The organism is Streptomyces sp. NPDC048196 (assembly GCF_040652715.1).
Lineage (GTDB): Bacteria > Actinomycetota > Actinomycetes > Streptomycetales > Streptomycetaceae > Streptomyces > Streptomyces siderophoricus.
On sequence record NZ_JBEZMM010000003.1, the window covers coordinates 48,626 to 72,684 of the forward strand.

Genomic DNA, 24,059 nt, shown 5'->3' on the forward strand with positions numbered 1-24,059 from the left:
CGCGGACCGCGCGCGGGTCGGCGGTGCCGCACGGGACACCGGTCCGGGACGGACCGCGACCGGGCGACGGCGCCGCACGGGACACCGCCCGGCGCGCACCGCGCCGCACGACGTAACGCACGGGAAACCGCCCGGCTTCTAGAACGCGTTCTAGCCGATGGCCTTCATGTATAGCCGATCCGCCGGACACCGGGAAGACCTCTGACGGTTTGTCAGAAACGCGTCGCGGGGCCGGGGCCGGCCGTGAGTCGTTGCCGCGGTCCGCGCCGACGAGTCGTTGCCGGGGCCGCGCCCACGAAGCGTTTCCGGGCCCGCGCCGACGAGTCGATGCCGGGGCCGCGCCCACGAATCCTTTGCGGGTCCGCGCCGACGAGTCGTTGCCGCGGTGCGCGCCCATGACATTTGTCAGGGGTCATCACCCACATTCGCCCCTGCCCCGGGGTCGCCCACGCTCCGTAACGTCATGGACGGGAAACAACCGAAGGGGGCGGACATGGCACCGGACACGGCACCGGGTGTGGCGCCGGGCAGGACAACGGAGATGACGCCGGAGATGACACCGGGCAGGGCACGGACTACGGCGCAGGCACGGCCGGCGGGGCGGGACGGCGGCGGGACGGCCGTGGCGTTCTCCGGCGTCACCCGGAGTTACGGCGCGGTGCGGGCCGTGGACGGCATCGACCTGCGGATCGCGGCCGGCGAAACGGTGGCGCTGCTCGGCCGCAACGGCGCCGGCAAGTCCACCACCCTGAACATGCTGCTGGGCCTGCTGCCGCCCTCCTCGGGCACGGTGCGGCTGTTCGGCGGCGAGCCGGAGACCGCCGTACGGGCCGGCCGGGTCGGGGCGATGCTGCAGGACGGCAAGGCCATCCCCCGGGTCACCGTCCGCGAGCTGGTCGGCTTCGTGGCCGCCACCTACCCGCGGCCGATGGACGTCACCGAGGCGCTGGAGCTGGCGGGCCTGGCCGAGTTCGCCGGGCGGCGGGTGGACCGGCTCTCCGGCGGCCAGGCCCAGCGCGTCCGGTTCGCGGTGGCGCTGGCCGGCAACCCCGATCTGCTGGTCCTCGACGAGCCGACCGCGGCCCTGGACGTGGAGGCCCGCCGGACGTTCTGGCGCGCGATGCGGGCGTACGCCCGGCGCGGCAACACCATCGTCTTCTCCACCCACTACCTGGAGGAGGCGGACGACCACGCCGACCGGATCGTGGTGATCGACCGGGGCCGGGTGGTCGCCGACGGCAGCGGCGAGGCGATCAAGCGGCGGGCCGGCGGGTCGCTGGTCTCCTTCGACCTGGCGGGCGCGCCGACCGCGCCGCTGTCCACACTGCCCGGCGTGCACACCGTGGAGATCCGCGGCGACCGCGCCCTGCTGCGGACGGCGGACTCCGACGCCACGGTGCTGGCGCTGGCCGGACTGGGCCTGGTCCGCGGCCTGGAGGTCACCGCCGCGAGCCTGGAGGACGCCTTCCTCGCCCTCACCTCCCCCGACCGCGCGGACTCCGACGGCCCGAACTCCGACGCCCCGGGCCACGACGGCCCGAACCCCGACGCCCCGACCCGCGATGCCCTGAAGGAGACCTCGTGATGCTCGCCTACCTCCGTCTCGAGGTCCGCCGTACGCTGCGCGACCGCGGCTTCGTGATCTTCGGCATCGGGATGCCGGTGCTGATGTACGTCCTGATGACCAACATCGGCACCGGTCCCGGCGGCGCCGACATGGGCTGGCGGACCGCCTCGATGGTCGGGATGGCCGCGTACGGCGCGCTGGGCGCGGCGATCGGCACCGGCACCGGAGTCGCCGAGGACAAGCAACTGGGCTGGCTGCGGCAGCTGCGGATCACCCCGATGGGGCCGCTGCGGGCCGTGGTGGGCCGCGGGCTGACCGGGTCGGTGACGGTGCTGCCGGCCATCGCCGCGGTGCTGCTGGTGGGCGCGCTGGTCAACGGCGTCCGGATGCCGGCCTGGCAGTGGGCCGCGCTGGCGGGCCTGCTGTGGCTCGGCACCGCCCCGTTCACCCTGCTCGGGCTGGGCAACGGCTACCGCCTCTCGGCGCAGTCCACCGGTGTGGTCAACACGGGCTGCATGCTGCTGCTCTCGATCATCGGCGGACTGTGGTTCCCGGCCGAGCTGTTCCCCGGCTGGCTGCGCGCCCTGTCGGCCTGGACGCCCGGCAACCGCTTCGCCGAACTGGGCCGGAGCGTCACCGAGGGCGGCGCACCGAGCCTCGCGGCAGTGGCGGTGCTGGCCGCCTGGCTGGCAGTCTTCGGCGGTTACGCGGTGTACGCGTACCGGCGGGCCGCGCGGACGGTGTGACCCGCGATGGCGCACATGGCACAGATGGCGCAGCACAGATGGCACGGACCGGGGAAACGACAGTGCAGCGGACGAGAGAGCAGGACCCCGCCGGCGGGACGCCCGGCGGGGCGGCGGGGACGGACTGGGTGACAGGGACGGACGGAATGGCCGGGACCGACGGAGCGGCTGGGGTGGCCGGGGGCGACGGCTCGTCGTGTTCGTCGAAGTGGTCACCCGGCCGGAAGCCCGAAAAGGGCCCGGGCAAATGCTCCTTCCTGCCCTGGCTGCTGATGGGGCTCGGCGCCTTCTCCAACATCGTGCAGGGCAAGACCGGTAACCCCTGGCTGGCCGGCCTCGGGCTGCTGGCCTTCAACTCCTTCTACCTCACCGTCATCTGGTCGGCCTTCAGCCCCCGGCTCCGGGACACCCGCTACCCGGTCATGGCCCTGGGCGTGCTCACCGTCATCACGTTCGCCATCGCGCTCGGCTTCGGCGGCAGCTGGTTCCTGTTCTTCCCGTTGCTGTCGCTGGCCTCCGGTACGGTCCGCGCGCTGCGCGGCAGGAAGCTGGCACTGTGGCTGATCACGCTCAGCGGTACGGCCGGGTTCCTGTCCGGCTGGCATGCCGGCGACCCCAGCGACTCGTTCGGCGTCGGCTACGGCACGTTCCTCTCCGGCATGGTGACGTCCACGGTGCTGAGCCTGTTCGACACCATCCAGGAACTCCGGGCCACCCGGCAGGAACTGGCCCGCAGCGCCGTGGAGAAGGAGCGGCTGCGCTTCTCCCGTGACCTGCACGATCTGCTGGGGCACACGATGTCCCTGGTCGTGGTCAAGGCCGAGGCGGTGCGCCGGCTGGCGCCGCGCGATCTGGACGCGGCGCTCGCCCAGGCCTCGGACATCGAGGCGGTCGGCCGGCAGGCGCTGACCGAGATCCGCGAGGCGGTCACCGGCTACCGCGAGGGCAGCCTCAGCACCGAACTCGACCGGGCCCGGTCGGCATTGGAGGCGGCCGGCATCGAAGCCGTCGTCCGGCAGGCCGGGCCGCCGCTGCCCCCGCAGGCCGGTGCGCTGCTGGGCTGGGTGGTCCGCGAGGGCGTCACCAACGCGCTCCGGCACAGCGGCGCCACCCGCTGCGAGATCGCGGTGCACGCCGACGAGGAACGGGTCCGGCTGACGATCACGGACGACGGCCGGGGTCCCGTAAGCTCCGGTGCGGCGCCGACGGCCGGCCGGACCTGGTTCCGCGACCGCGTCCCCGGACGTGACGGCGACGCCGCCGCCGGTACGGACTCCGCGGACGGCGCCGCCACGCCACCCGGAACGCCGGGCCCGGTCGGCGGCACCGGCCTGAAGGGCCTGACCGAACGGCTGGCAGCGGCCGGCGGCACACTGAGCAGCGGCCCCGACGGCCGGCGCGGCTTCCGGGTGACGGCGGAACTGCCGGCCGGGACGGGGGAGATGACGGAGACGGAAGGGTTGACCAGGTGATCAAGGTCCTGCTCGCGGAGGACCAGGGCATGATGCGGGGCGCGTTGGCGCTGCTGCTCGGCCTGGAAGAGGACATGCAGGTCGTGGCGCAGGTCGGGGCGGGCGACCGGATCGTGGCGGCAGCTTTGGACGCCCGTCCCGACATCGCCCTCCTGGACATCGAACTCCCCGGCCGCAGCGGGCTGGACGCCGCGGCCGACCTGCGCACCGCGCTGCCGTCGTGCAAGGTCCTGATCGTCACGACCTTCGGGCGGCCCGGCTATCTGCGCCGCGCCATGGAGGCCGGGGCGTCCGGCTTCCTGGTGAAGGACGGCCCGGTGGAGGACCTGGCGGCGGCGATCCGCCGGGTCCTCGCCGGGGAACGGGTGATCGACCCCGGACTGGCCGCGGCGGCGCTCAGCGCCGGGCCCAATCCGCTGACCCAGCGGGAACGGGACGTGCTGACCGCCGCGGTGGACGGCGCCACCGTCTCCGACATCGCCGGCAAGCTCCACCTCTCCCAGGCCACCGTCCGCAACTACCTCTCCGCGGCGATCGGCAAGACCGGCACCCGCAACCGCATGGAGGCGGTCCGGGCGGCGCGGCAGAACGGGTGGCTGTAGGCGCCGGGGGGCCGGAGTCGCACCGGGCGGCCCGGACGTGCTCAGTGCCCGCCCGGGTGCGGGCGCGCGAGGCGTGGCAGTGGCTGACGCCAGTCGCCCAGCGTCGTGCGGAGAAACCGGCGGGCGACGGGACGCATGTCGTCCCACGCCGGGTCCGTGGCCAGGGCGTTGGCCCAGAGGCCGGCGCGGCGGGCAGGACCGATCTCGCCCAGGCGACGGCCGATGGCCTGAAGATCACGCAGATTCCTGGGTTCGAAGACTCCGCTCTCGGTGAGTCCTTCGCAGACGCGGCAGAGGAGCTCCCCCTCTTCGACGACGGACTCCGTCTCCAGCTCCCGCTCGCCCAGCCAGGCGAGTTGATCCTGGACGTCGGCTGCGAGGAGGGCCATGAATCGCAGCGTCAAGGTGCGCAGGTGCGCGTCGCCGAGATCGTTCATCCAGACAGGATCGCACCGTCCGCCAAGGCCCTATGCCCTGTCGTCAAACTCCCGCCTGCCTCGCGACGCCTGGCACGCACGCTCTCCCCCACGCCTGAACGGCGTGGGGGTACCCCCACCGTTGTCGGGCTCATCCCGGTACGCCCAGTACCGGGATGACCCTCCGCCTTGCGATCGCACGCACCAGACGCCGCGAGGCCCGCCCTCCGGGCGAACGGCGGGAGTTTGACGACAGGGCCTAGCCGTTGGCCACGTCCGGGCGGCGTCGCGGCAGAGCGAGCAGCATCAGCAGGATACTGGCCAGCAGCACTCCCGAGCCGACCTGGAAGGCCAGCCCGTAGCCGTCCGCCAGGGCCGCCTTCGCGCCGTGGCCCGCCTCGATGCGGGAGGCGGCGACGGTGGACAGGATCGACAGGCCCAGGGCGCCGCCCATCTGCCGGGAGGTGTTGATCAGACCGGAGACCAGACCCTGGTCGGCCGGGTCGGCGCCAGAGGTGGCGATGGCGGCGACCGGGGTGGCGGTCAGGCCCGCGCCCAGTGCCATCAGGATGCCGGGACCGAGGATCGTGCCGAGGTACGTCCCGTTGACGTCCATCGTGCCCTGCCAGACCATGCCGGACGCGGAGATCACCGCACCGGTGACGGCCAGGGTCTTGGCGCCCAGCCGGTTCATCAACCGCGGCCCGATCTTGGACCCCAGGACGATGGACAGCGAGTGCGGGATGAAGGAGAGCCCCGCCTGCAGCGGCTTGTAGTCGAGCACGTTCTGGACGTAGAGCGACAGGAAGTACCACATCGAGAACATCGCGGCGCCTGCCAGCACCATCGCCGCGTTCGCCGAGGACACCGGGCGCAGCCGGAACAGCCCCAGCGGCATCAGCGGCGCCTTGGCCCGCGCCTCGACGGCGAGGAAGGCCGCGATCACGACCAGCCCGGCGGCCAGCGGCAGCAGCGCGGACGCCGACGCCCAGCCGTCCGTCTCGGTCTGCACGATCCCGTACGCGACCAGCCCCAGACCGCCGGTCACCAGCAGCGCACCGGGCACGTCGAGCCGGCGGGCCGCGCCCTGCCGGCTCTCGGTGAGCCACAGCACCGCACCGGTCAGCACCAGCGCGCCGACCGGCACGTTGATCAGCAGCACCCAGCGCCACGACAGGTACTCGGTGAGCACCCCGCCGACCAGACCGCCCACCGCGCCCCCGCCGGCGCCGACCGCGGTCCAGGTGGCGATCGCGCGGGTCCGGGCCGGGCCGGCCGGGAACGACGTGGTGAGGATGGTGAGGGTGGCCGGCGAGAGCACGGCGGCGCCGACGCCCTGGACGGTACGCGCCGCGATCAGCTGCCAGGGCTGCTGCGCCAGGCCGCCGCCCAGGCTCGCGACGGTGAACAACGCCAGCCCGAGGACGAAGATCCGCTTACGGCCGAAGAGGTCGGCGGCCCGGCCGCCGAGCAGCATGAAGCCGGCGAAGGTGATCACGTAGGCGTTGACGATCCACTGCAGACCCAGCTCGCTCAGCCCCAGACCGGTCCGTACGGCGGGCAGCGCCACGTTCACCACGGAGACGTCCAGGACGACCAGGAACTGTCCGGCGCAGACCAGCAGCATCACCAGCCAGGCCGGTGCGGCGCTCCGGCGGGAGGTCGTGGACAGGGTGGCGGACTCGGCTATCGGGGGCATGCGGACCATGCTCGCATCCGCCCCACACCCCCCGCATCGGAATATGGGTGCATACACCACCTGACCGGGGACCTAGGTCGGGGGGCGGAGGGGCGGGGGCAGGAAGGGGAAGGAAGGGACAGGAAGGTGGGTGGTGGGGGGGTGGGTCCCGTAGGGGTTGGGGGCGGCGATCCCCTAAGGGTCGGGAGACCCCCCGGAGAGCCAACTACCCACATCGGGGCGGAGGTTAACGCGACACCGACGGCCACACGGCCGCACGACCCCACGGCCCCACCGCCCCACGGCCGCACGACCCGCCGGCCCCACGGCCCCACGGCCGCACGGCCCCACGGCCGCACGGCCCGCCGGCCCCCCCACGGCCCCACGGCCCGCCGGCCCCAGGGCCCCACGGCCGCGCGGTCTCTCCCCCACGGCCCATGACCCCACAGCCCCACAGCCCCACGGCCGCGCGGCCTCTCCCTCACGGCCCCAGCCCTCACCTCCGCAGCAATGTCACCACCGCCGCGCCGCCCAGGCCGATGTTGTGGGCCAGGCCCACGTGGGCGTCGGGGACCTGGCGGGCACCGGCCGTGCCGCGGAGTTGCCAGACGAGTTCGGCGGCCTGGGCGAGGCCGGTCGCGCCCAGGGGGTGGCCCTTCGAGATCAGGCCGCCGGACGGGTTGACCACCCAGCGGCCGCCGTACGTGGTGGCCCCGTCGGCGACCAGCTTCCCCGACTCGCCGTCCGCGCACATGCCCAGCGCCTCGTACGTCAGCAACTCGTTGATCGAGAAGCAGTCGTGCAGCTCGATGACGTCCACGTCCTCGATGCCGAGCCCGGACGCCTCGTAGACCTGCCGGGCGGCGGCCCGCGACATCGGCTTGCCGACGACGTCGATGCAGGAGCCGGTGGCGAAGCTCTCCCCGGTGTCGGTGGTCATCGCCTGGGCGACGATCTCCACCGCCCGGTCGGCCAGTCCGTGCGCCCGGACGAAGCGCTCGGAGGCGACCACCACCGCGGCCGCGCCGTCGGACGTCGGCGAGCACTGGAGCTTGGTCAGCGGGCGGTGGATGACCTTGGCGGCCAGCACCTCCTCGACCGTGTGGACGTCCTGGAACTGGGCGCGGGGGTTGTGCGCGGAATGCCGGTGGTTCTTGGCGCCGACCGCGGCCAGTTGCTCGGCCGTGGTGCCGTACCTCGCCATGTGCTCGCGGGCCGCGTTGCCGAAGATCTGGGCGGTGGGCGGGGTCCGCTCGAAGCCGTGCGCGGCCGCCATGACGCCGTAGTGGCGGGCGACCGGGGAAGCGGCGAAATCACCTCCCGCCGCACCGCCGCCCAGCGCGCCGCGCTTCATCTTCTCGAAGCCGAGTGCCAGTACGCAGTCGTTGAGGCCCGAGGCGACGAACTGGCGGGCCATCATCAGCGCGGTCGAGCCGGTCGCGCAGTTGTTGTTGACGTTGTAGACGGGGACGCCGGTCAGGCCCAGCTCGTACGCGGCGCGCTGGCCGGCCGTGGACGGCTGGTGGCAGAAGCCGACCGGCACCTGCTCGACGGCGTCGTAGCCGATCCCGGCGTCCGCGAGCGCCGCCCCGCCCGCCTCCTTGGCCATGTCCCAGTACTGCCACTCGCGGGTCTCGGGCTTCTCGAAGTGCGTCATCCCTACGCCGACGAGGTACGCCGTGCCTGCCATACAGGTCCTCCTGGTGAGTCACCGGGCGTCGTGGGGGGCGGATGAAGCGGTGAAATCATCCGAGTTGGGGTCAGATCAGGGGGCGGGGCTCAGGGTCGCGGGGCAGTCCGAGCAGCCGCTCGGCGACGACGTTCCGCTGCACCTGGGTGGTGCCGCCGGCGATGGTCAGGCAGCGCGACATCAGGAAGCCGTGCAGGGCGCGTTCGCCGGCGCCCTCGCGCACCGCGCCCTCCGGGCCGAGCAGTTCCAGCGCCAGTTCGGCGACCTTCTGCTGGTGCGGGGTCTGGACCAGCTTGCGGATGCTGGCGCCGGCGCCCGGTTCGAGGCCGGAGACCTGCTGGAGCGTGGTGCGCAGGGTGAGGCAGGCCAGGGCGTGCGCCTCGGCGGCCAGGGCGCCCACCCGGGCCCGGACCGAGGCGTCGAGGCCGGCGGTGCGGTCCAGGAGCGCGGTCAGTCCGGTGTCGAAGGTCAACTGGTCGGCCATGTGGACGCGTTCGTTGTCCAGGGTGGTGCGGGCCACCTTCCAGCCGTTGCCGGTCTCGCCGACCACCGCGTCGGCCGGCAGCAGCACGTCGTCGAAGTGGACCTCGCTGAAGAGCGCCTCGCCGGTGATCTCCTTCAGTGGGCGGACGTCGATCCCGGGGGTCTTCATGTCGACGACGAAGAAGGTCAGCCCCTTGTGTTTGGGGGCTTCCGGGTCGGTGCGGGCGAGCAGGATGCCGTGGTCGGCCCACTGGGCGGCCGAGGTCCACACCTTCTGCCCGTTGATCCGCCAGCCGGGGCCGTCGGGGCCGACCACCCGCTCGGCGCGGGTGCGCAGACCGGCCAGGTCCGATCCGGCCTCCGGTTCGGAGAACAGCTGGCACCACCGCATCTCCCCGCGCAGCGACGGCATCAGATAGCGCTGCTGCTGCTCGGCGGTGCCGTGGGCGAGGAGGGAGGGCACCACCCAGGTGGCGATGCCCAGGTCGCTGACGGTGACCCCGGCGGCGGCCAGTTCCTGCTGCACGGCCAGCTGCTGGACGGGGCCGGCGCCGAGCCCGTAGGGCGGGGGAAGGTGCGGTGCGGCGTATCCGGTGGGGGCCAGCTCGCGGCGGACGGCGGCGGGGTCGAGGCCGCGCACCCGGTCGATGACCTCGCGGGCCTCGGTGCGGAACTGCTCGGCCTGGGCGGGGAGTTCGAGGATCAGCGGGCGGCGGGCACCGTCGGCGGCGTGGGCGGCGGCGCGCAGCCGGTGGGTGTCGCCGGTGCCGAGCAGCTGGCGGGCCACGGTCGCCCGGCGCAGGTGCAGATGGGCGTCATGCTCCCAGGTGAAGCCGATGCCGCCGAGGATCTGGATGCAGTCCTTGGCGCAGCTGAAGGCGGCGTCGAGGGCGGTGGCGGTGGCGAGGGCGGCGACCAGGCCGCGGACCTCGGGCGGCTCGCGGTGGGCGCGGGCCGCGTCCCAGACCAGGGCGCGGGCCTGTTCGCAGCGGACGAGCAGGTCGGCGCAGAGGTGTTTGACGGCCTGGAACTGGCCGATGGGGCGGCCGAACTGCTCGCGGACCCGGGCGTGTTGGGTGGCGGTGGCGAGGGCCCAGGCCGCCGTCCCGCAGCTCTCGGCCGCGTACAGCACTCCGGCCAGGTCGCGGACGAGCGCGTCGTCGATCGCCACCAGCCGGTCCGCGGGCACCGGGACGCGGTCCGCCCGGACCTCGGCGGTGGGCCGGGTCGGGTCGGCGCTGTCCTGGACGCGTACGGTCGGCGCCGCGGCGTCGACGGCGAGGTGGACGGTCCCCGTGGCGGTCCGCGCGGCGAGTACGAGGAGGTCGGCGTCGGCCCCGGCGAGGACCGGCGGCGCGGTGCCGTCGAGGAGGTAACCGTCGGGCGTCCGTGTGGCGGTGAGCGTGCCGGGGCCGAGCGCCACGGCACCGATCAGTTCGCCGGTGGCGAGGGCCCGTACGAGGTGCCGGTGCGCGCCGCCGTGGTGGAGCAGCGCGGCGGCGAGAACGGTGGGCAGGTACGGGCCGGGGAGTGCGGCGCGGCCCATTTCTTCGAGGACCACGGCGAGGTCCAGCAGGTCGCCGCCGCCCCCGCCGTCGGCCTCGGGGAGGTGGAGGCCGAGCAGGCCCTGGGCGGCGAGGCCGTCCCAGTGGGCGGGGCGCCCGGGGCGGGTGGGTGCGCCGTCGAGAAGTTTGCGGACCTCTTCGGGCGGTACGGCCCGGCGGGCCCAGCCGCCCGCCGCCTCGGCCAGGTCGCGGTGGTCCGGTGTGATTCCGATGCCCATGCGGGGCAGACTAGAACACGTTCCAATCTGACGGAAGGTCAGACGGGCCGGAATGTTCCGCCCGGCGGAACGCGGCGAGGGGGCCGCGGGGAACGTCCGGCGGCGGACCGGAAACGGTCCGGTGAATTCCGGTACGGAATGCCATTCGCCCGCCCGGCGGTTTCCCGCCCCGGCGGTTTCCGGGGCCCCGCGGGGCCCGCACCTTTCCCGTTTCCGGACATCCGGGAAACGTCCGGCGATAAACCGGCGGGAACGGCCCGGAATCCGCCGGCGCGACTCCCCCGCACCGCCCGGCCCGCCGGAAAGCCGCACGGAATGCGAACCCCCGCACGGCCGCCTCCGGCCCGTACGGCACGATGAGCCCTCCCACCGCACCACCAGGAGGAAGCCCATGTCCGCTCCCACGGCGCCGACCGCCCCGCAGCCGGAGATCCTCGCCGCGTTCGAGGCGGCGAAGGGCTTCATGCCCGTGGACGAGGGGCTCGCGCTGTACGCGGCGGCGGCCGGGGCGGCGCGGCTGGGGCTGCCGTTGGTGGAGGTGGGTACGTACTGCGGCCGGTCCACCCTGCTGCTCGCCGACGCGGCCCGGGCCGCCGGGGTGACGGCCGTCACGGTGGACCACCACCGGGGCAGCGAGGAGCAGCAGCCCGGCTGGGACTACCACGACCCGTCCGTGGTGGACCCCGAGGTCGGCCGGATGGACACCCTGCCCACGTTCCGCCGGACCCTGCACGCGGCCGGGCTGGAGGACCACGTCATCGCGCTCGTGGGCCGTTCCCCGCAGGCCGCGGCCGTGTGGGGGCGGCCGGTCGGGCTGGTCTTCATCGACGGCGGGCACACCGACGAGCACGCCACCGCCGACTACGAGGGCTGGGCGCCGCACGTGGCGCAGGACGGGCTGCTGGTCATCCACGACGTGCATCCGCACCCCGAGGACGAGTTCACCGGCCAGGCGCCGTACCGGATCTATCTGCGCGCGCTGGCCTCCGGAGCGTTCACCGAGGTCTCGGCGCAGGGGACGCTGCGGGTGCTGCGGCGCACCGGCCCCGGCATCTGATCCGGGCCGCGGGCTACCATCGCGGAGATGTCGAACGGCAGCACCTTCCCCCCGCCCCGCCGCCGGCGCGGCACCGTACTCCTGGTACTGGCCGCCGTGGCCCTGGTCTCCGTCGGCGGCTGGCTGTTCTGGCGGCAGGCGGGCGGTCACGGCGGCCCGACGGCCCGGGGCGGCTCGCCGGCGCCCGGCCGGACGGCGGGCAGCGGCACCGGCGGCGGCAGCGGGACCGGCGCCCCGGACCGGAGCACGGGCCACGGCGCCACCCCTCGCCCGGACGGCAAGGGCGATCCGCACGGCAGCCTCAAGGGCAGGACCGTGCTGATCGATCCCGGGCACAATCCGCACAACGGCCGGCACACCGGGCAGATCGCCCGGCTGGTGAACATCGGCACCGCCCGCAAGGAGTGCGACACCACCGGCACCGCCACCAACAACGGCTACCCGGAGGCGTCCTTCACCCTGGACGTGGCCCGCCGGGTCCGCACCCTCCTGGAACACCAGGGCGCCAAGGTCGTCCTCACCCAGGACGGCGACCGGCCGTACGGGCCGTGTGTGGACGAGCGCGCGGCGATCGGCAACAAGGCGCACGCGGACGCCGCGGTCTCCCTCCACGCCGACGGCTCGGCCGCCGGCAACCGCGGCTTCCACGTCATCCTGCCCGCGCGGGTCACCGCCGGCCCGGCGGACACCACCGCGATCACCGGCCCGTCGCGGCAGCTGGGCGAGCGGCTGGCCGACCGCTTCGGGGCGGTAACCGGAAGTTCGCGGTCCAATTACATCGGCGACGGCACCGGACTGGACGTCCGCGGCGATCTCGGCGGGCTCAACCTCTCCACGGTGCCGAAGGTGTTCATCGAGTGCGGCAATATGCGCGACGCCAAGGACGCCGCGCAATTGACCGACGGAGGGTGGCGGCAAAAAGCGGCCCGTGGGATCACCGAGGGCATTACGGACTTCCTGACCCGCTGACCACCCACGACGTCCGCGACCCCGGCCGATAACGCATCGAAACCAACAGGCCGACCCGCCGGATTCGGCGACAGGTTCCCCTTTACGATGGGTGGTCACCGCCGTGCCTCGCACCGCGCGCACCGCGACAGCGACGAACAGCCCACGAAAGAGACAAAGGACCCTTACGTGAACATCCGCTCCCTCACTAGAGGCGACGGCGTGGTGATCGGAGCAGCGGTGTTGCTGTTCATCGCCTCGTTCCTCGGCCTCACCGGCGCCCCGGACTGCACCGGCCCGTTCGCCAAGTACTGCGAGGCGCAGGACTACAGCAGCTCCAACGCCTGGAGCTCGGTCTCCGTGCTCATGAGCCTGTACCTGGCCGGTGTGATCGGCGCGGCGATCATCGTCATCAGCCGTGCGCTGCCGCAGCCGCGCAAGATCGCCGGTCTGGACCTCGGCCAGTTCGGCGTGGCGTTGACCATCTTCGCGGCGTGGACGGCCTTCTGGTACATCATCGACGCCGCCAGCGCGGGCGCCGGCCTGATCGTGGGTCTGATCGCCGCACTGGTGCTGGCCGGCGGCGCGGTCGCCGGTCCGCTCGTCCCGGCGCTGAAGGCCGAATTGATCGGCGCGCCCAAGCCGCCGGCCGCCCCGTACGGCGCGGGCCCCAACCCGGGCTACGGCTACCCCGGCGCCCAGCAGCAGGCGGCGGGCCAGGGCTACGGCTACCCGGGTCCCGGCGGCCAGCAGCAGACCGGCCAGACGCCCGGTCAGCCGGCGGTCGACGCCACGGCCGGCGGCGCGGCGGGCGCGACCCCCGCGGCCGGCGCCCCGGCGGACTTCGCCCCGTTCTGGTTCGCGGTCCCGGTCGCCCGCCCGCTGTACGGCGAGGACGGTTCGCCCTCGCCGATCGCCGAACTCGCGCCCGGCACCTGGTACCTGGCGGTGGAGCAGCGCGGCCAGGCACTGATCGCGCAGACCCAGGACGGCCGCCGCGGCGTCCTGCAGGACACCACCGGCATCCAGCGCGGCTGACCGCCGCCACCGTCCCCCAGCGGTCCTTCCACGGCCCCTCGCCTTCCGGCGGGGGGCCGTTGCGCTGCCCGCACACCGGCCGTACAGTGCGCCGCACGACAGCGAACTGACGACGCGTCAGTTCGCCCGGGGAGCCGTGGAAGAGAGGCGGTCGCCATGCGACTCGGTCTGGCACTGGGCTACTGGGGCCGCGGCCCCGACCCCCGGCACGTCGAACTCGCCCGCGAGGCCGAGCGCCTGGGCTACGACTCGGTGTGGACCGCGGAGGCCTGGGGCTCGGACGCGTTCACCACGCTCACCTGGATCGCCGCGCACACCTCGCGGATCAAACTCGGCACCGGCATCGCGCAGATGGCCGCCCGTACGCCCACCGCCACCGCCATGCAGGCGCTGACGCTGGACCATCTGTCCGGGGGCCGGCTGCTGCTGGGTCTGGGGCTGTCCGGGCCGCAGGTCGTCGAGGGGTGGTACGGGCGGCCGTTCCCCAAGAGCCCGCTGACCGCCACCCGCGAATACGTGGACGTGGTCCGCCAAGTGCTGCGCCGCGAGGGGCCGGTGGCGTCCGACGGGCTGTTCCATCCGCTCCCCTACCGCGGCCCGGACGGCACCGGCCTGGGCAAACCGCTCAAGCCCATCACCCACCCGCTGCGCGCCGATCTGCCCCTCCTGCTGGGCGCGGAGGGGCCGAAGAACATCGCGCAGACCACCCGGATCGCGGACGGCTGGCTCCCGCTGTACTGGTCACCGCGGCGCACCGACGTCCATACGGCGTCGCTGGCGGATGCTCCCGAGGGCTTTCTGATCGCCCCCATGGCGCGCGCCGTGGTCTGCGACGACGTCGCCGAGGGGCTGCTGCCCGTCAAGGCGATGCTCGGCTTCTACATCGGCGGGATGGGCCATGCGGCCAGGAACTTCCACGCCGATCTGATGGCGCGGATGGGATACGAGGCCGAGGCGCGGCGGATCCAGGAACTGTTCCTCCAGGGCCGCAAGCAGGAGGCGGTACTGGCCGTACCGGACGCCTTCGCGGACGAGATCTCGCTGGTCGGCCCGCGCGAACGGATCTCCCGGCGGCTGGAGTTGTGGCGTACGGGCCCGGTCACCGACCTCCTGGTGACGGCGCCGGACCCGCACACGCTACGGGTGCTGGCCGAGCTGAACTCCTGAAAAGCCCGTCCGGTCGCTCACCCGAAGCTCGCCCACTCCAGCCACTGGTCGAGCACCGCACGCTCGCCCAGCACCTCCACCCGGTCGCTGTCGGCGGGCAGCCTGCGGTAGAGGACCAGGAGGGCATCGGTGAGGCTGCCGCGCAGGGCGACCGCCGCCTTCTCGTGGGTGCGGCGGTGGGTGGGCGCCTCCCCCGTGAGGTCGAGCAGCCACTCGGCGTCCAGCTCGGGCGGGGCGTCGGTGGCGTGGACGTGGATCGTCCGGCCGGGGCCGAACGCGTCGCGCCCACGCTCGGCGAAGCGGGCCACCACCATCGGCAGTTCGCCGATCTGCAGCCACTCCTCCAGACAGTCCGCGGCGACCGGCGCCGGAAGGTCGAAGGGGACGCCGGCGGTCAGCGCGGCATCGGCGCGGTGGATGGCCGTCTCGTGGACCATCCGGCGGGCCCAGAATCCCGCGTGGTGGGCCGTCGTCCAGCTCCACACCTTGGTATCGGGCCCGGCTTCCCGCAGCGCGGCCACGGTCTGCTCGACGCCCGCCGCCAGCCAGGCGTCCAGCGCCGCCGCGTCCGCACCCTCGGGCCCGTCGCCCTCGGGGATGTCCGCATCGTCGACGTTCTCGGAGGCGCGGGTGGCGACGAGCGTGCCGACCCAGCGATGCGCACCCCCGACGTGCCGGGCGAGATCGGCGAGCGTCCAGTCGGGGCAGGTCGGCACGGTCGCCGAGAGATCGGCGCTGCGCACGATCTTCCGGAACCCGTCGGTCTCGGCGAGGAGTTGGGCGCAGTATTCCTCGTGGGTGAGGGAGCCTTGGAGAGTCATGGACCGCACAGTAATGCGTATTGCGGACCTGGGGTGTCCTCTTTGACGGCGCACCGGGTCCGCCGATGCCGTGCGGCCGATGCCGCGTCGCGCCTACCGGCAGCAGTCCGGGTCGAGCCCCGTCGGCAGCCGCTCGCCGCCGAACACGAGGGTGGTCGCCTCGTCGCCGCCCACGGCCGCCACCGCGAGCAGCAGCGAACCGGCCGTCCAGGAGGTGCATTCGCGCGGCCAGATCGCGTCGTCGTCGAAGACGTAGCCGGTCCAGTACATGCCGTCCTCGGCCCGCAGGTGCTGGATCCACTTGAGGATCGCAACGGCCCGTTCGGACTCCCCCATCGCCCACAGCGCGAGCGCCAGTTCCGCGCTCTCGCCGCCGGTGACCCAGGGGTTGGGCAGTACGCAGCGCACGCCCAGGCCGGGCACCACGAAGCGGTCCCAGTCGGCGTCGATCCGGTCCCGGGCCGCCTGGCCGCGGACCGCGCCGCCGAGGATCGGGTAGTACCAGTCCATGGAGTAGCGGGCCTTGTCCAGGAACCGCTCGGGATGGCTGCGTATCGCGTGGCCGAGCCGGCCGGCCGCCAGCTCCCAGTCGGGCTGCGGCTCCTCGCGCTGTTCGGCGAGCGCCAGCGCGCAGCGCAGCGCCTGGTAGATGGAGGACGAGCCGGTCAGCAGCGCGTCGCGGACCGGGGTGCCGTCGTCCTCGCGCTTCCAGCCGATCTCCCCGCCGGGCTGCTGCAGTTCGAGGACGTACTCGATCGCGGAGTGGACAGCGGGCCACATCCGGTCGAGGAAGGCCTCGTCGCCGGTGGACAGGTAGTGGTGCCAGACGCCGACCGCGATGTAGGCGCAGAAGTTGGTCTCCCGGCCGCGGTCGGTGGGCGCCTCGGCGTCCCCGTCGGCGTAGGCCGCGTACCAGGACCCGTCCGGGTTCTGGTGCCGCACCAGCCAGTCGTACGCGGCCTCGGCGCGCTCGTGTTCACCGGCCGCGTCCAGGGCCATGGCGGCCTCGGTGTGGTCCCACGGGTCGAGGTGGTGGCCCCGGAACCACGGGATGGCGCCGTCCGTGCGCTGGGTCGCGAGGATGCCCTCGACCGTACGGGCGGCCTCCTCTGCGGTGAGCACCCCCGGCAGGACGAGCCGTTCGGTACGTCCGGGACTCGTCACTTGGCGGCCCCGGCGGAGGACTTGGCGGAGGTCTTGGCGGAGGACGTGGCGGTCTTCCGGGCGCGGGCGGCGGGCCGGGCGGCCGGCTCCGGCGCCTCGGCGGCGGCGCTCGCCTCGTCGGCGGCGGGCGCCTCGGGCAGATGCGGCTTGGTGGCGTAGACGACGAAGCTCTTGCCGATGACGGGGTTGAGGGCCCGCTCGGCGAGCCGGGTGGCCAGCGGCTTCTTCATGATGTCCCAGACCAGCAGCTTGTGGTACGCCTGCACCGGCAGCGCCTTGTCGTTGTCCACCCCGAAGGCGCACTTGAGCCACCAGTAGGGGCTGTGCAGCCCGTGGGCATGGTGCGTGCCGTACGGCTCCAGGCCGGCCTCCCGCATCTTGCCGAGGAGTTCGTCGCCCCGGTAGATGCGGATGTGGCCACCCTCGACCTCGTGGTAGGCGTCGCTGAGCGCCCAGCAGATCTTCTCCGGGCCGTAGCGCGGCACGGTGACGGCGATCCGGCCGCCGGGGCGCAGCACCCGCACCATCTCGGCGAGCACGCCCTTGTCGTCGGGGATGTGCTCCATGACCTCGGAGATGATGACGACGTCGAAGCTGTCGTCGGGGAACGGCAGGGCCAGCGCGTCGCCCTCCATCGCGGTGGCGGACGCGCCGGCCGGGGCCTCGCCCGCCTCCTTCATCGCGGCGAACCACTTGGCGACCTCGCGGATCTCGTCGCCGTTCTGGTCGAGGGCGACGACCTGCGCACCGCGCCGGTAACACTCGAAGGCGTGCCGGCCGGCGCCGCAGCCCAGGTCGAGCACGCGGTCGCCGGGAGCGAGCGGGAATCGGGAGAAGTCGACGGTCAGCACGGCGTTCTGCTTTCGTCCGGCGGTGGGTGGCGGTGGTGCGGCAAACGGCGGCGGGGCGCCCGGGAGGCGGCGCCGGTGAGGTGACGGAGCTATCTGCGGGCGGCGGCGGACCGGCTGCCCTGGAGGGCGATGGCCTCGCGGTAGCGCTCGGCGGTGCCGAGGGCGGCCTGGCGCCAGGTGAAGCGGGCCAGCACCCGCTCCCGGCCGGCCGTGCCCAGCCGGCGGCGCAGCTCCGGGTCGCCGAGGAGGCGCAGCAGCCCGGCCGCCAGGGCACCGGCGTCGCCCGGCGGCACCGCCAGACACGTCTCGCCGTCCGGCCCGGCGACCTCCGGGATGGCGCCGCCGGTGGTGGCGAGCAGCGGGGTGCCGGTGGCCATCGCCTCGGCGGCGGGCAGCGAGAACCCCTCGTAGAGGGAGGGGACACAGGCGATCTGGGCGCTGCGCACGAGGTCGACGAGTTCGGGGTCGCTGATGCCCTTGACGAACTCGATGGCACCGGCCAGCCCGAGTCGTTCGATGGTGGCGGCGACCGGTCCGTCGTCGGCGCGCTTGCCGACGACCACCAGATGGGCGTCGGGGTTCTCGGTGCGCACCTTGGCGAGCGCCTCGACGAGGTGGATCAGGCCCTTGAGGGGCACGTCGGCGCTGGAGGTGGTGACGATCCGGCCCGGCACCTCGGGGACGGACGCATCCGGCGAGAAGAGGTCGGTGTCGGCGCCGATGGGGACCACGTGGATCCGCTCGGGGTGGACCCCGAGGTCGTCGACGATCTCCTGGCGGGAGGAGCCGGAGACGGTCAGTACGGACGGCAGCCGGCGGGCGACCCGCTTCTGCATCCTGGTGAAGCCGTACCAGCGGCGGACCGAGGCGCGGCGCTTCCAGTCCGCGGCGGCGGCCAGGTCGAGCCGGCGGTCGACGGTGATGGGGTGGTGGATCGTGGTGACCAGCGGGGCGCCGAGCGCGCCGGGGCCGCCGAGCAGGCCGTAGCCGAGGGTCTGGTTGTCGTGGACCACGTCGAACTGGCCGCGCTGGGCCGCGAGATGCCGCCGGGCGCGCAGCGAGAAGGTCAGCGGCTCGGGGAAGCCACCGGTCCACATCGTGCCCACCTCAAGGGCGTCGATCCAGTCGCGGTACTCGCCGCGCTTCGGCGTGCGGAACGGGTCCGGCTGGCGGTAGAGGTCCAGGCTCGGCAGCTCGGTCAGCCGCACGCCCTCGTCGAGGACCGGATAGGGCTGGGCGCCGATCACCTCGACGGTGTGGCCGAGCCGGGCCAGTTCGCGTGAGAGGTGGCGGACGTAGACGCCCTGACCGCCGCAGAACGGGTTCCCCTTGTACGTGAGCATCGCGATGCGCAGGGGGCGCCCGTGGTTCTCTTCGGTGGTGGGTGCGGTGCGCTCCGGGCGCCCGTGGTTCTCAGGGGTGGTGGCCGAGGAGTCCCCGACAGGGCGAGGCGCGGCTGCCTGAACGGCCTCTGCGGTCACGCTCGGCCCCCTTCTCACTGGACTTTCGCCGGAGCGTAACCGCTGGCGGTAATCTAGAACAAGTTTCAGAACTGCTGGGCTACTGATCAGTTCACCGAGCTTCGAATCTACCGGCCGAGAACGATGCGAAAAGAGCCGCACCAGGTGATTCGCGCCACCACCCGACCCCCTGCCATGCTGTGCCGGTCGCGGCAGCGGCACTCACCACATCGCGGACAGAACGCCACCAACGGCCACGGAACAGCCATGGAATGGGAACAATGACTACGGAATCCAAGGCAGCCAGGCCGGCGCTTCCCGCGAGTCCTCCCCTGACCGAGCGTCAGGAGGCCCGGCGCCGCCGCATCCTGCACACCAGCGCCAAACTGGCCTCCCGTGGCGGCTTCGACGCCGTACAGATGCGTGAGGTCGCCGAGTCCTCGGGCGTCGCGCTCGGCACCCTCTACCGCTACTTCCCGTCCAAGGTGCATCTGCTCGTCGCCACCATGCAGGACCAGCTCCAGCACATGCACGAGACGCTGCGCAAGCGCCCGCCGTCCGAGCAGGACCCGGGCGCCCGGGTCGCCCAGACCCTGATGCGGGCGTTCCGTGCCCTGCAGCGCGAACCGCACCTCGCGGACGCCATGGTCCGCGCCCTGACCTTCGCGGACCGCTCGGTGAGCCCCGAGGTCGACACGGTCTCCCGCCTGACCACGGCGATCATCCTCGACGCGATGCGCCTGGACGGCCCGCCCACCCCCGAACAGCTCTCCGCGGTCCGCGTCATCGAGCACACCTGGCACTCGGCCCTGATCACCTGGCTCTCCGGCCGCGCCTCGATCGCCCAGGTCAAGATCGACATCGAAACGGTCTGCCGGTTGATCGACGTGACGTCACCGGGGGCGGGGAGCTAGGGGGCGCCTCCCCCTGGTCCCCCTCGCTCACGAGAGGGAGGGCTCATTCCTCCGGAGGGAACACCGCCGCCCCGCTGTCCGCCTCGGTGAGCGTGATCGCCTCCACGGGGCACCCCTCGGCCGCCGCCAGTACGCGCTCGCCGGGCTCCGTCTCCGTCGCCACCGGACGGGACTGCCGCGCGGTGTCCAGCCGGAACCCGTCCGGCGCCGCGCCGACACACATCCCCGACCCGATGCACACGCCCCGGTCGACCTCCACCCGCCACCGCGCCGCCGTCCGCCGCTCCGCGTCCGCCATCACGCACCCGCCGGCAGGTGGATCATCTTGTGCTCCAGATACTCACCGAACCCCTCGGGCCCGAACTCCCGCCCGATCCCGGAGTCCTTGTAGCCGCCGAACGGTCCGAGCATGTCGATGCTGAAGGTGTTCACCGAGTACGTGCCGGTCCGCACCCGCCGCGCCACGTCGATCCCGCGCTCGACATCGCCCGTCCACACCGAGCCGGACAGCCCGTAGTCGGAGTCGTCGGCGATCCGTACCGCCTCCGCCTCGTCCTCGTACGGCAGCAGGCAGATCACCGGTCCGAAGATCTCCTCCCGGGCGATCCGCATGCCGTTGTCGACCTCGCCGAAGAGCGTCGGCTCGACGTACCAGCCGGTGGCCTGCCCCTTCGGCCGGCCGCCGCCGGCCAGGACCTTGGCGCCTTCCTTCTGACCGAGCGCGATGTAGTCCAACGAGCGCTGCTGCTGCCGGCGGGCGACCAGCGGGCCGACCTCGGTGGCCGGATCCAGCGGGTCGCCCACGGTGAGCGCGGACGCCGCCGCGGTGAAGCGCTCGGCGATCTCGTCGTAGTGGCTGCGCGGCGCGAGGATCCGGGTCTGCGCCACGCACGCCTGCCCGTTGATCATCCACGCGAACGGCACGATGCCGGCCACCGCCGCGTCCAGATCGGCGTCCGGCAGGATCACCGCCGCCGACTTGCCGCCCAGCTCCAGCGTGACGCGGCTGAGGTTCCGGGCCGCGACCTCCATGACCCGCTTGCCCGCCGCCACCGACCCGGTGAACGACACCTTGTCCACGCCGGGATGCCCGACGAGGTACTCGCTCACCTCACGGTCCGCCGGCAGGATCGAGAGCACCCCCGCCGGCAGCCCGGCCGCGGTCGCGATCTCCGCGAGGACATACGCGTCCAGCGGAGTCTCCGGCGACACCTTCAGCACCACCGAACACCCGGCCAGCAGCGCCGGCGCGAGCTTGGCGGCGGCGGTGAACTGCGGCACGTTCCACGGCACCACGGCCGCCACCACCCCGGCCGGCTCCCGCCGCACCAGGATCGGGCCCAGCACCCCGGCCCGCCGCTCCTCGAACGGGAAGTCCCGGGCCACCGTGAGCGCCGCGTCCCAGGCCAGCACCGCGGCCAGCGACTGCACCATGACGCCCGAGGTGTACGGGGTGCCGTTCTCCGAGCTGATGACCCTGGCGATCTCCTCGCTGCGCGCCGCGAAGGCGTCCTTGATCCGGGTCACCACCTCGATCCGGTCCGCGAGCGGGGCGTTCGCCCACACCCCGGACGCGAAGGAGGTGCGGGCCGCGGCCACCGCACGGTCGACATCGGCCCGCGAGGCGTGCGGGACCCGGCCGATGACCTGCTCGGTGTGCGGCGAGACGACCTCGATCGTGTCCCGGCCGGCCGGATCGACCCACTCACCGCCTATGTAGAGCTTTCCGTGCTCGACGAGGTCGCTCATGGCTGCCGCCTCCCGACGATGACGATGACCTGCTGTTGACGATGGCGCTACCGCGCGCCCTTGCTGCGCATCGCTACCCACTACGCACCTTGCTGACGGTTCGTCAGATGCCCTGCCGCATCAGGAACTGTTACCAGTTCCCGTGGGAGGAGTCCACGACGTGGGCCGAATCCGACCCGCTCAACTCCACGGATGCGGTGGGCACTTACCCGATCTCTTGAAACTCGTTCTAGTTATAGTGAGGACGGTTTCGACGAGAGGGGACCACGATGGGCGCGCAGGTGATCGACCACAAGGGCGGGGTCTGGAGCATCGCCGTCCCCATCCCGGACAATCCGCTCGGCCACACCCTCGTCCACCTCCTGGAGACCGACCGCGGGCCGGTGCTGATCGACACCGGATGGGACGACCCGGACTCCTGGGACACCTTGCTGGCCGGTGTCACCGCCTGCGGGTTCGCCCTCACCGATCTCCACGGCGTACTGATCACCCACCACCACCCCGACCACCACGGGCTCTCCGCCAAGGTGCGTGAGGCGTCCGGCGCCTGGATCGCGATGCACGCCGCGGACACCGCCGTCGTACGCCGCACCCGCGCGGCCGTACCGGGGCAGTGGCTCGACTACCTGATCGCCAAGCTCGTCGCCGCGGGCGCACCGGACGAGCATCTGGCCCGACTGCGGGACGCACGCGCCAAGGGGAGGAGCGGCCGCCAACCGCCGGGCCGGCAGGCCGCGCTGCCGGACCGCGACATCGCCCCTGGCGAGCTGCTCGACCTCCCGGGGCGCCGGCTGTGCGCCGTCTGGACGCCGGGCCATACGCCGGGCCACGTGTGCCTGCACCTGGAGGAGGAGCACCCGGGGGCCGACACCGGTGCTGGTGCCGGGACTGGTGACGGGGGCGCCGGTACCGGCCCCCGGCAGGGCGGGCACGGTCAAGTACGCGGCTTCGGGCGGCTGTTCTCCGGCGACCATCTCCTCCCCGGCATCACCCCGCACATCGGCCTGTACGAGGACCCGGACGAGGCCACGGCCACCGATCCCCTGGGCGACTACCTCGACTCCCTCGAACGCGTCGCCCGTCTCGCACCCGCCGAGGTCCTGCCCGCGCATCAGCACGCCTTCACCGATGCCGGCGGACGCGTGCGCGAGCTCATCGCTCACCATGAAGAGCGGCTCTCCGGACTGCGAGCACTGTTCCGCGAACCCCTCACCCCCTGGGAGCTCGCGGTGCGCATGGAGTGGAACCGCCCCTGGGAACAGATCCCTTACGGATCGCGGAACATCGCGGTCTCGGAGGCCGAGGCCCATCTGCGCCGGCTGGTGAAGCTGGGACAGGTCGAGCAGGTGGAGCGGCCGGCGGGCGGGGGTCCGGCGCGGTACCAGGCGGTGTAGCCACCCAGGCGGAATTCAGTAGCCTCGGGCAACTAAAGTCGTTAACCTGGCCACCACCCTGCTCACCGTTCCGCTTCTGTTCCCTCACCTCCGGAGGCCCCTCATGGGCGAGTTGCGCGGCGTCGCCGCCACGGCACTAGGTGTGGCCCGGATCCGCGCGGCCGAAAGCGCCCGCCCGGACCGGCTCTTCGACGACCCGTACGCCGCGGCCTTCGTGGCCGCCGCCCCGCCGCCGCCCGCCGCGGACACGCGGACGGACGACGCGGAGGTGCCCGCCGCCCACCGGGAGGCGTTCTACCGCGGGATGTTCCGGCACATCGTGCTGCGCACCCGTTTCTTCGACGACTACCTGATCGCGGCCACCACCGAACACACCCTCCGCCAGGTGGTGGTGCCCGCCGCCGGCCTCGACACCCGCGCCTACCGGTTGCCGTGGCCCGACGGCGTACGCCTCTACGAGGTCGACCTGCCGGAGGTGCTGGCCTTCAAGGAGCGGGTGCTGGCCGAGCAGGGCGCCCGGCCGCGGTGCGCGCGTACCGCCGTCGCGGCCGACCTGCGCACGGACTGGCCCGCGGCGCTGCGGGCCGCCGGCTTCGTGCCGGACCAGCCGACCGCCTGGCTCGTGGAGGGCCTGCTGGTCTATCTGTCGGCGGCGGAGGCCGCCCGGCTGCTGACCACGATCGGCGAGCAGTCCGCCCCGGGCAGCCGACTCGCCCTCCCCGGCTCCGGGGACTTCCGCAACAGCCCGATGATGGCGGGCGGTCGTGCCCTGCCGTCGATGCGTGATATCAGCGCCCTGTGGCAGGGCGGCCTCGACGAGCCGGCCGACGACTGGCTGGGCCGGCACGGCTGGCGGCCGCACACGTACGCCCGCGAGACGGTCGCGGCGTCGTACGGGCGGGCCTTGGCCGAGGGGGCCGGTAAGGCTGACGGTGGCGGGGCGGACGGTCGTGCTGCCTTCGTCGTCGCCGTACGCGGCGACCGGGAGGCCCCGGCCTGCTAGCACACCCGGGGCGCGTTCCGATCGGCCGCGGGTCCCGGCCGGCCGGCGCGTCCGAG

21 protein-coding genes are annotated in these 24,059 nt (G+C 73.3%); 11 read left to right on the top strand and 10 right to left on the bottom strand.

All coding sequences use genetic code 11. The annotated features are described in order from the left end of the window. The first annotated feature begins 622 nt into the window (after positions 1-622). Genes AB0E02_RS05400 through AB0E02_RS05415 form a run of 4 tightly spaced genes read left to right on the top strand, consistent with a single transcriptional unit; the run spans position 623 to position 4,387 of the window. Positions 623-1,585 carry an ABC transporter ATP-binding protein gene (locus AB0E02_RS05400; RefSeq protein ID WP_362136786.1) on the top strand — a complete coding sequence of 321 codons (963 nt, stop codon included), beginning with the start codon at positions 623-625 and terminating at the stop codon, positions 1,583-1,585. Next, positions 1,585-2,313: an ABC transporter permease gene (locus AB0E02_RS05405; protein WP_362136236.1), complete on the top strand. Its 729-nt coding sequence runs from the start codon at positions 1,585-1,587 to the stop codon at positions 2,311-2,313. The genes AB0E02_RS05400 and AB0E02_RS05405 overlap by 1 nt, the downstream gene beginning before the upstream one ends. A 38-nt stretch (positions 2,314-2,351) precedes the next feature. After that, positions 2,352-3,785 (top strand): histidine kinase, encoded by a 1,434-nt coding sequence (locus AB0E02_RS05410; RefSeq protein WP_362136238.1) that lies wholly within the window; start codon positions 2,352-2,354, stop codon positions 3,783-3,785. Further along, on the top strand, positions 3,782-4,387 hold the full coding sequence (locus AB0E02_RS05415) for a response regulator transcription factor (RefSeq protein WP_362136240.1): 606 nt from the start codon (positions 3,782-3,784) through the stop codon (positions 4,385-4,387). The genes AB0E02_RS05410 and AB0E02_RS05415 overlap by 4 nt, the downstream gene beginning before the upstream one ends. Positions 4,388-4,428: 41 nt before the next feature. Here the strand turns inward: AB0E02_RS05415 and AB0E02_RS05420 are convergent, their stop codons facing one another. The 4 genes from AB0E02_RS05420 to AB0E02_RS05435 form a co-directional block, all read right to left on the bottom strand. After that, positions 4,429-4,824, bottom strand: coding sequence for a hypothetical protein (locus AB0E02_RS05420; protein ID WP_362136242.1), 396 nt, complete (start codon positions 4,822-4,824; stop codon positions 4,429-4,431). A gap of 238 nt (positions 4,825-5,062) precedes the next feature. Next, complete coding sequence (locus AB0E02_RS05425) at positions 5,063-6,511, bottom strand: MFS transporter (RefSeq protein WP_362136244.1); 1,449 nt, start codon at positions 6,509-6,511, stop codon at positions 5,063-5,065. A gap of 466 nt (positions 6,512-6,977) precedes the next feature. Further along, positions 6,978-8,171 (bottom strand): beta-ketoacyl synthase N-terminal-like domain-containing protein, encoded by a 1,194-nt coding sequence (locus AB0E02_RS05430; RefSeq protein WP_362136246.1) that lies wholly within the window; start codon positions 8,169-8,171, stop codon positions 6,978-6,980. Between the two features lie 70 nt (positions 8,172-8,241). Then, the gene (locus AB0E02_RS05435) at positions 8,242-10,437 is read right to left on the bottom strand and encodes an acyl-CoA dehydrogenase (RefSeq protein WP_362136248.1); all 2,196 of its coding nucleotides are present in this window, start codon (positions 10,435-10,437) and stop codon (positions 8,242-8,244) included. 391 nt (positions 10,438-10,828) lie between these two features. Here AB0E02_RS05435 and AB0E02_RS05440 point away from each other — a divergent pair, with 391 nt between their 5' ends. From AB0E02_RS05440 to AB0E02_RS05455, 4 genes are all read left to right on the top strand, one after another. Beyond that, positions 10,829-11,494 carry a class I SAM-dependent methyltransferase gene (locus tag AB0E02_RS05440; protein ID WP_362136250.1) on the top strand — a complete coding sequence of 222 codons (666 nt, stop codon included), beginning with the start codon at positions 10,829-10,831 and terminating at the stop codon, positions 11,492-11,494. A 27-nt stretch (positions 11,495-11,521) separates the two neighbouring features. After that, complete coding sequence (locus tag AB0E02_RS05445) at positions 11,522-12,463, top strand: N-acetylmuramoyl-L-alanine amidase (RefSeq protein ID WP_362136252.1); 942 nt, start codon at positions 11,522-11,524, stop codon at positions 12,461-12,463. A 168-nt stretch (positions 12,464-12,631) separates the two neighbouring features. Next, a complete protein-coding gene (locus AB0E02_RS05450; RefSeq protein WP_362136254.1) occupies positions 12,632-13,480 on the top strand; it encodes a hypothetical protein in 849 nt (282 codons plus the stop codon). Positions 13,481-13,636: 156 nt separating this feature from the next. Beyond that, positions 13,637-14,647, top strand: coding sequence for an LLM class F420-dependent oxidoreductase (locus AB0E02_RS05455; RefSeq protein ID WP_362136256.1), 1,011 nt, complete (start codon positions 13,637-13,639; stop codon positions 14,645-14,647). Positions 14,648-14,664: 17 nt separating this feature from the next. Here AB0E02_RS05455 and AB0E02_RS05460 read toward each other — a convergent pair whose 3' ends face one another. From AB0E02_RS05460 to AB0E02_RS05475, 4 genes are all read right to left on the bottom strand, one after another. Then, complete coding sequence (locus AB0E02_RS05460) at positions 14,665-15,468, bottom strand: maleylpyruvate isomerase family mycothiol-dependent enzyme (RefSeq protein WP_362136258.1); 804 nt, start codon at positions 15,466-15,468, stop codon at positions 14,665-14,667. A gap of 93 nt (positions 15,469-15,561) precedes the next feature. Further along, positions 15,562-16,632 (bottom strand): prenyltransferase/squalene oxidase repeat-containing protein, encoded by a 1,071-nt coding sequence (locus AB0E02_RS05465; RefSeq protein ID WP_362136260.1) that lies wholly within the window; start codon positions 16,630-16,632, stop codon positions 15,562-15,564. After that, positions 16,629-17,483 carry a class I SAM-dependent methyltransferase gene (locus tag AB0E02_RS05470; RefSeq protein ID WP_362136262.1) on the bottom strand — a complete coding sequence of 285 codons (855 nt, stop codon included), beginning with the start codon at positions 17,481-17,483 and terminating at the stop codon, positions 16,629-16,631. The genes AB0E02_RS05465 and AB0E02_RS05470 overlap by 4 nt, the downstream gene beginning before the upstream one ends. 89 nt (positions 17,484-17,572) lie before the next feature. Next, positions 17,573-18,964, bottom strand: coding sequence for a glycosyltransferase family 4 protein (locus AB0E02_RS05475; RefSeq protein ID WP_362136264.1), 1,392 nt, complete (start codon positions 18,962-18,964; stop codon positions 17,573-17,575). Positions 18,965-19,224: 260 nt separating this feature from the next. Between AB0E02_RS05475 and AB0E02_RS05480 the strand changes: the two genes are divergently transcribed. Next, complete coding sequence (locus AB0E02_RS05480) at positions 19,225-19,857, top strand: TetR family transcriptional regulator (RefSeq protein ID WP_030415845.1); 633 nt, start codon at positions 19,225-19,227, stop codon at positions 19,855-19,857. 43 nt (positions 19,858-19,900) lie between these two features. On the opposite strand, the gene AB0E02_RS05485 is transcribed toward AB0E02_RS05480, so the two are convergent. Both AB0E02_RS05485 and AB0E02_RS05490 read right to left on the bottom strand, forming a co-directional pair. After that, positions 19,901-20,155: a ferredoxin gene (locus AB0E02_RS05485; RefSeq protein ID WP_362136267.1), complete on the bottom strand. Its 255-nt coding sequence runs from the start codon at positions 20,153-20,155 to the stop codon at positions 19,901-19,903. Beyond that, positions 20,155-21,606, bottom strand: coding sequence for an aldehyde dehydrogenase (locus AB0E02_RS05490; RefSeq protein WP_362136269.1), 1,452 nt, complete (start codon positions 21,604-21,606; stop codon positions 20,155-20,157). Before AB0E02_RS05490 ends, AB0E02_RS05485 begins: the two co-directional genes overlap by 1 nt. Before the next feature lie 269 nt (positions 21,607-21,875). Between AB0E02_RS05490 and AB0E02_RS05495 the strand changes: the two genes are divergently transcribed. Both AB0E02_RS05495 and AB0E02_RS05500 read left to right on the top strand, forming a co-directional pair. Beyond that, entirely contained in the window at positions 21,876-23,000 is a 1,125-nt protein-coding gene (locus AB0E02_RS05495) for an MBL fold metallo-hydrolase (RefSeq protein WP_362136271.1), read from the top strand. A 103-nt stretch (positions 23,001-23,103) separates the two neighbouring features. Beyond that, complete coding sequence (locus AB0E02_RS05500) at positions 23,104-24,003, top strand: SAM-dependent methyltransferase (protein ID WP_362136273.1); 900 nt, start codon at positions 23,104-23,106, stop codon at positions 24,001-24,003. The last annotated feature ends 56 nt before the right edge of the window (positions 24,004-24,059 follow it).

Bases quoted from the DNA above. Each gene is read 5' to 3' on its own strand.
- AB0E02_RS05405 (WP_362136236.1), top strand. From the start codon at position 1,585: ATGCTCGCCTACCTCCGTCTCGAGGTCCGCCGTACGCTGCGCGACCGC.
- AB0E02_RS05410 (WP_362136238.1), top strand. From the start codon at position 2,352: ATGGCACGGACCGGGGAAACGACAGTGCAGCGGACGAGAGAGCAGGAC.
- AB0E02_RS05420 (WP_362136242.1), bottom strand. From the start codon at position 4,824: ATGAACGATCTCGGCGACGCGCACCTGCGCACCTTGACGCTGCGATTC.
- AB0E02_RS05425 (WP_362136244.1), bottom strand. From the start codon at position 6,511: ATGGTCCGCATGCCCCCGATAGCCGAGTCCGCCACCCTGTCCACGACC.
- AB0E02_RS05430 (WP_362136246.1), bottom strand. From the start codon at position 8,171: ATGGCAGGCACGGCGTACCTCGTCGGCGTAGGGATGACGCACTTCGAG.
- AB0E02_RS05435 (WP_362136248.1), bottom strand. From the start codon at position 10,437: ATGGGCATCGGAATCACACCGGACCACCGCGACCTGGCCGAGGCGGCG.
- AB0E02_RS05440 (WP_362136250.1), top strand. From the start codon at position 10,829: ATGTCCGCTCCCACGGCGCCGACCGCCCCGCAGCCGGAGATCCTCGCC.
- AB0E02_RS05445 (WP_362136252.1), top strand. From the start codon at position 11,522: ATGTCGAACGGCAGCACCTTCCCCCCGCCCCGCCGCCGGCGCGGCACC.
- AB0E02_RS05455 (WP_362136256.1), top strand. From the start codon at position 13,637: ATGCGACTCGGTCTGGCACTGGGCTACTGGGGCCGCGGCCCCGACCCC.
- AB0E02_RS05460 (WP_362136258.1), bottom strand. From the start codon at position 15,468: ATGACTCTCCAAGGCTCCCTCACCCACGAGGAATACTGCGCCCAACTC.
- AB0E02_RS05480 (WP_030415845.1), top strand. From the start codon at position 19,225: ATGACTACGGAATCCAAGGCAGCCAGGCCGGCGCTTCCCGCGAGTCCT.
- AB0E02_RS05485 (WP_362136267.1), bottom strand. From the start codon at position 20,155: ATGGCGGACGCGGAGCGGCGGACGGCGGCGCGGTGGCGGGTGGAGGTC.
- AB0E02_RS05490 (WP_362136269.1), bottom strand. From the start codon at position 21,606: ATGAGCGACCTCGTCGAGCACGGAAAGCTCTACATAGGCGGTGAGTGG.
- AB0E02_RS05495 (WP_362136271.1), top strand. From the start codon at position 21,876: ATGGGCGCGCAGGTGATCGACCACAAGGGCGGGGTCTGGAGCATCGCC.
- AB0E02_RS05500 (WP_362136273.1), top strand. From the start codon at position 23,104: ATGGGCGAGTTGCGCGGCGTCGCCGCCACGGCACTAGGTGTGGCCCGG.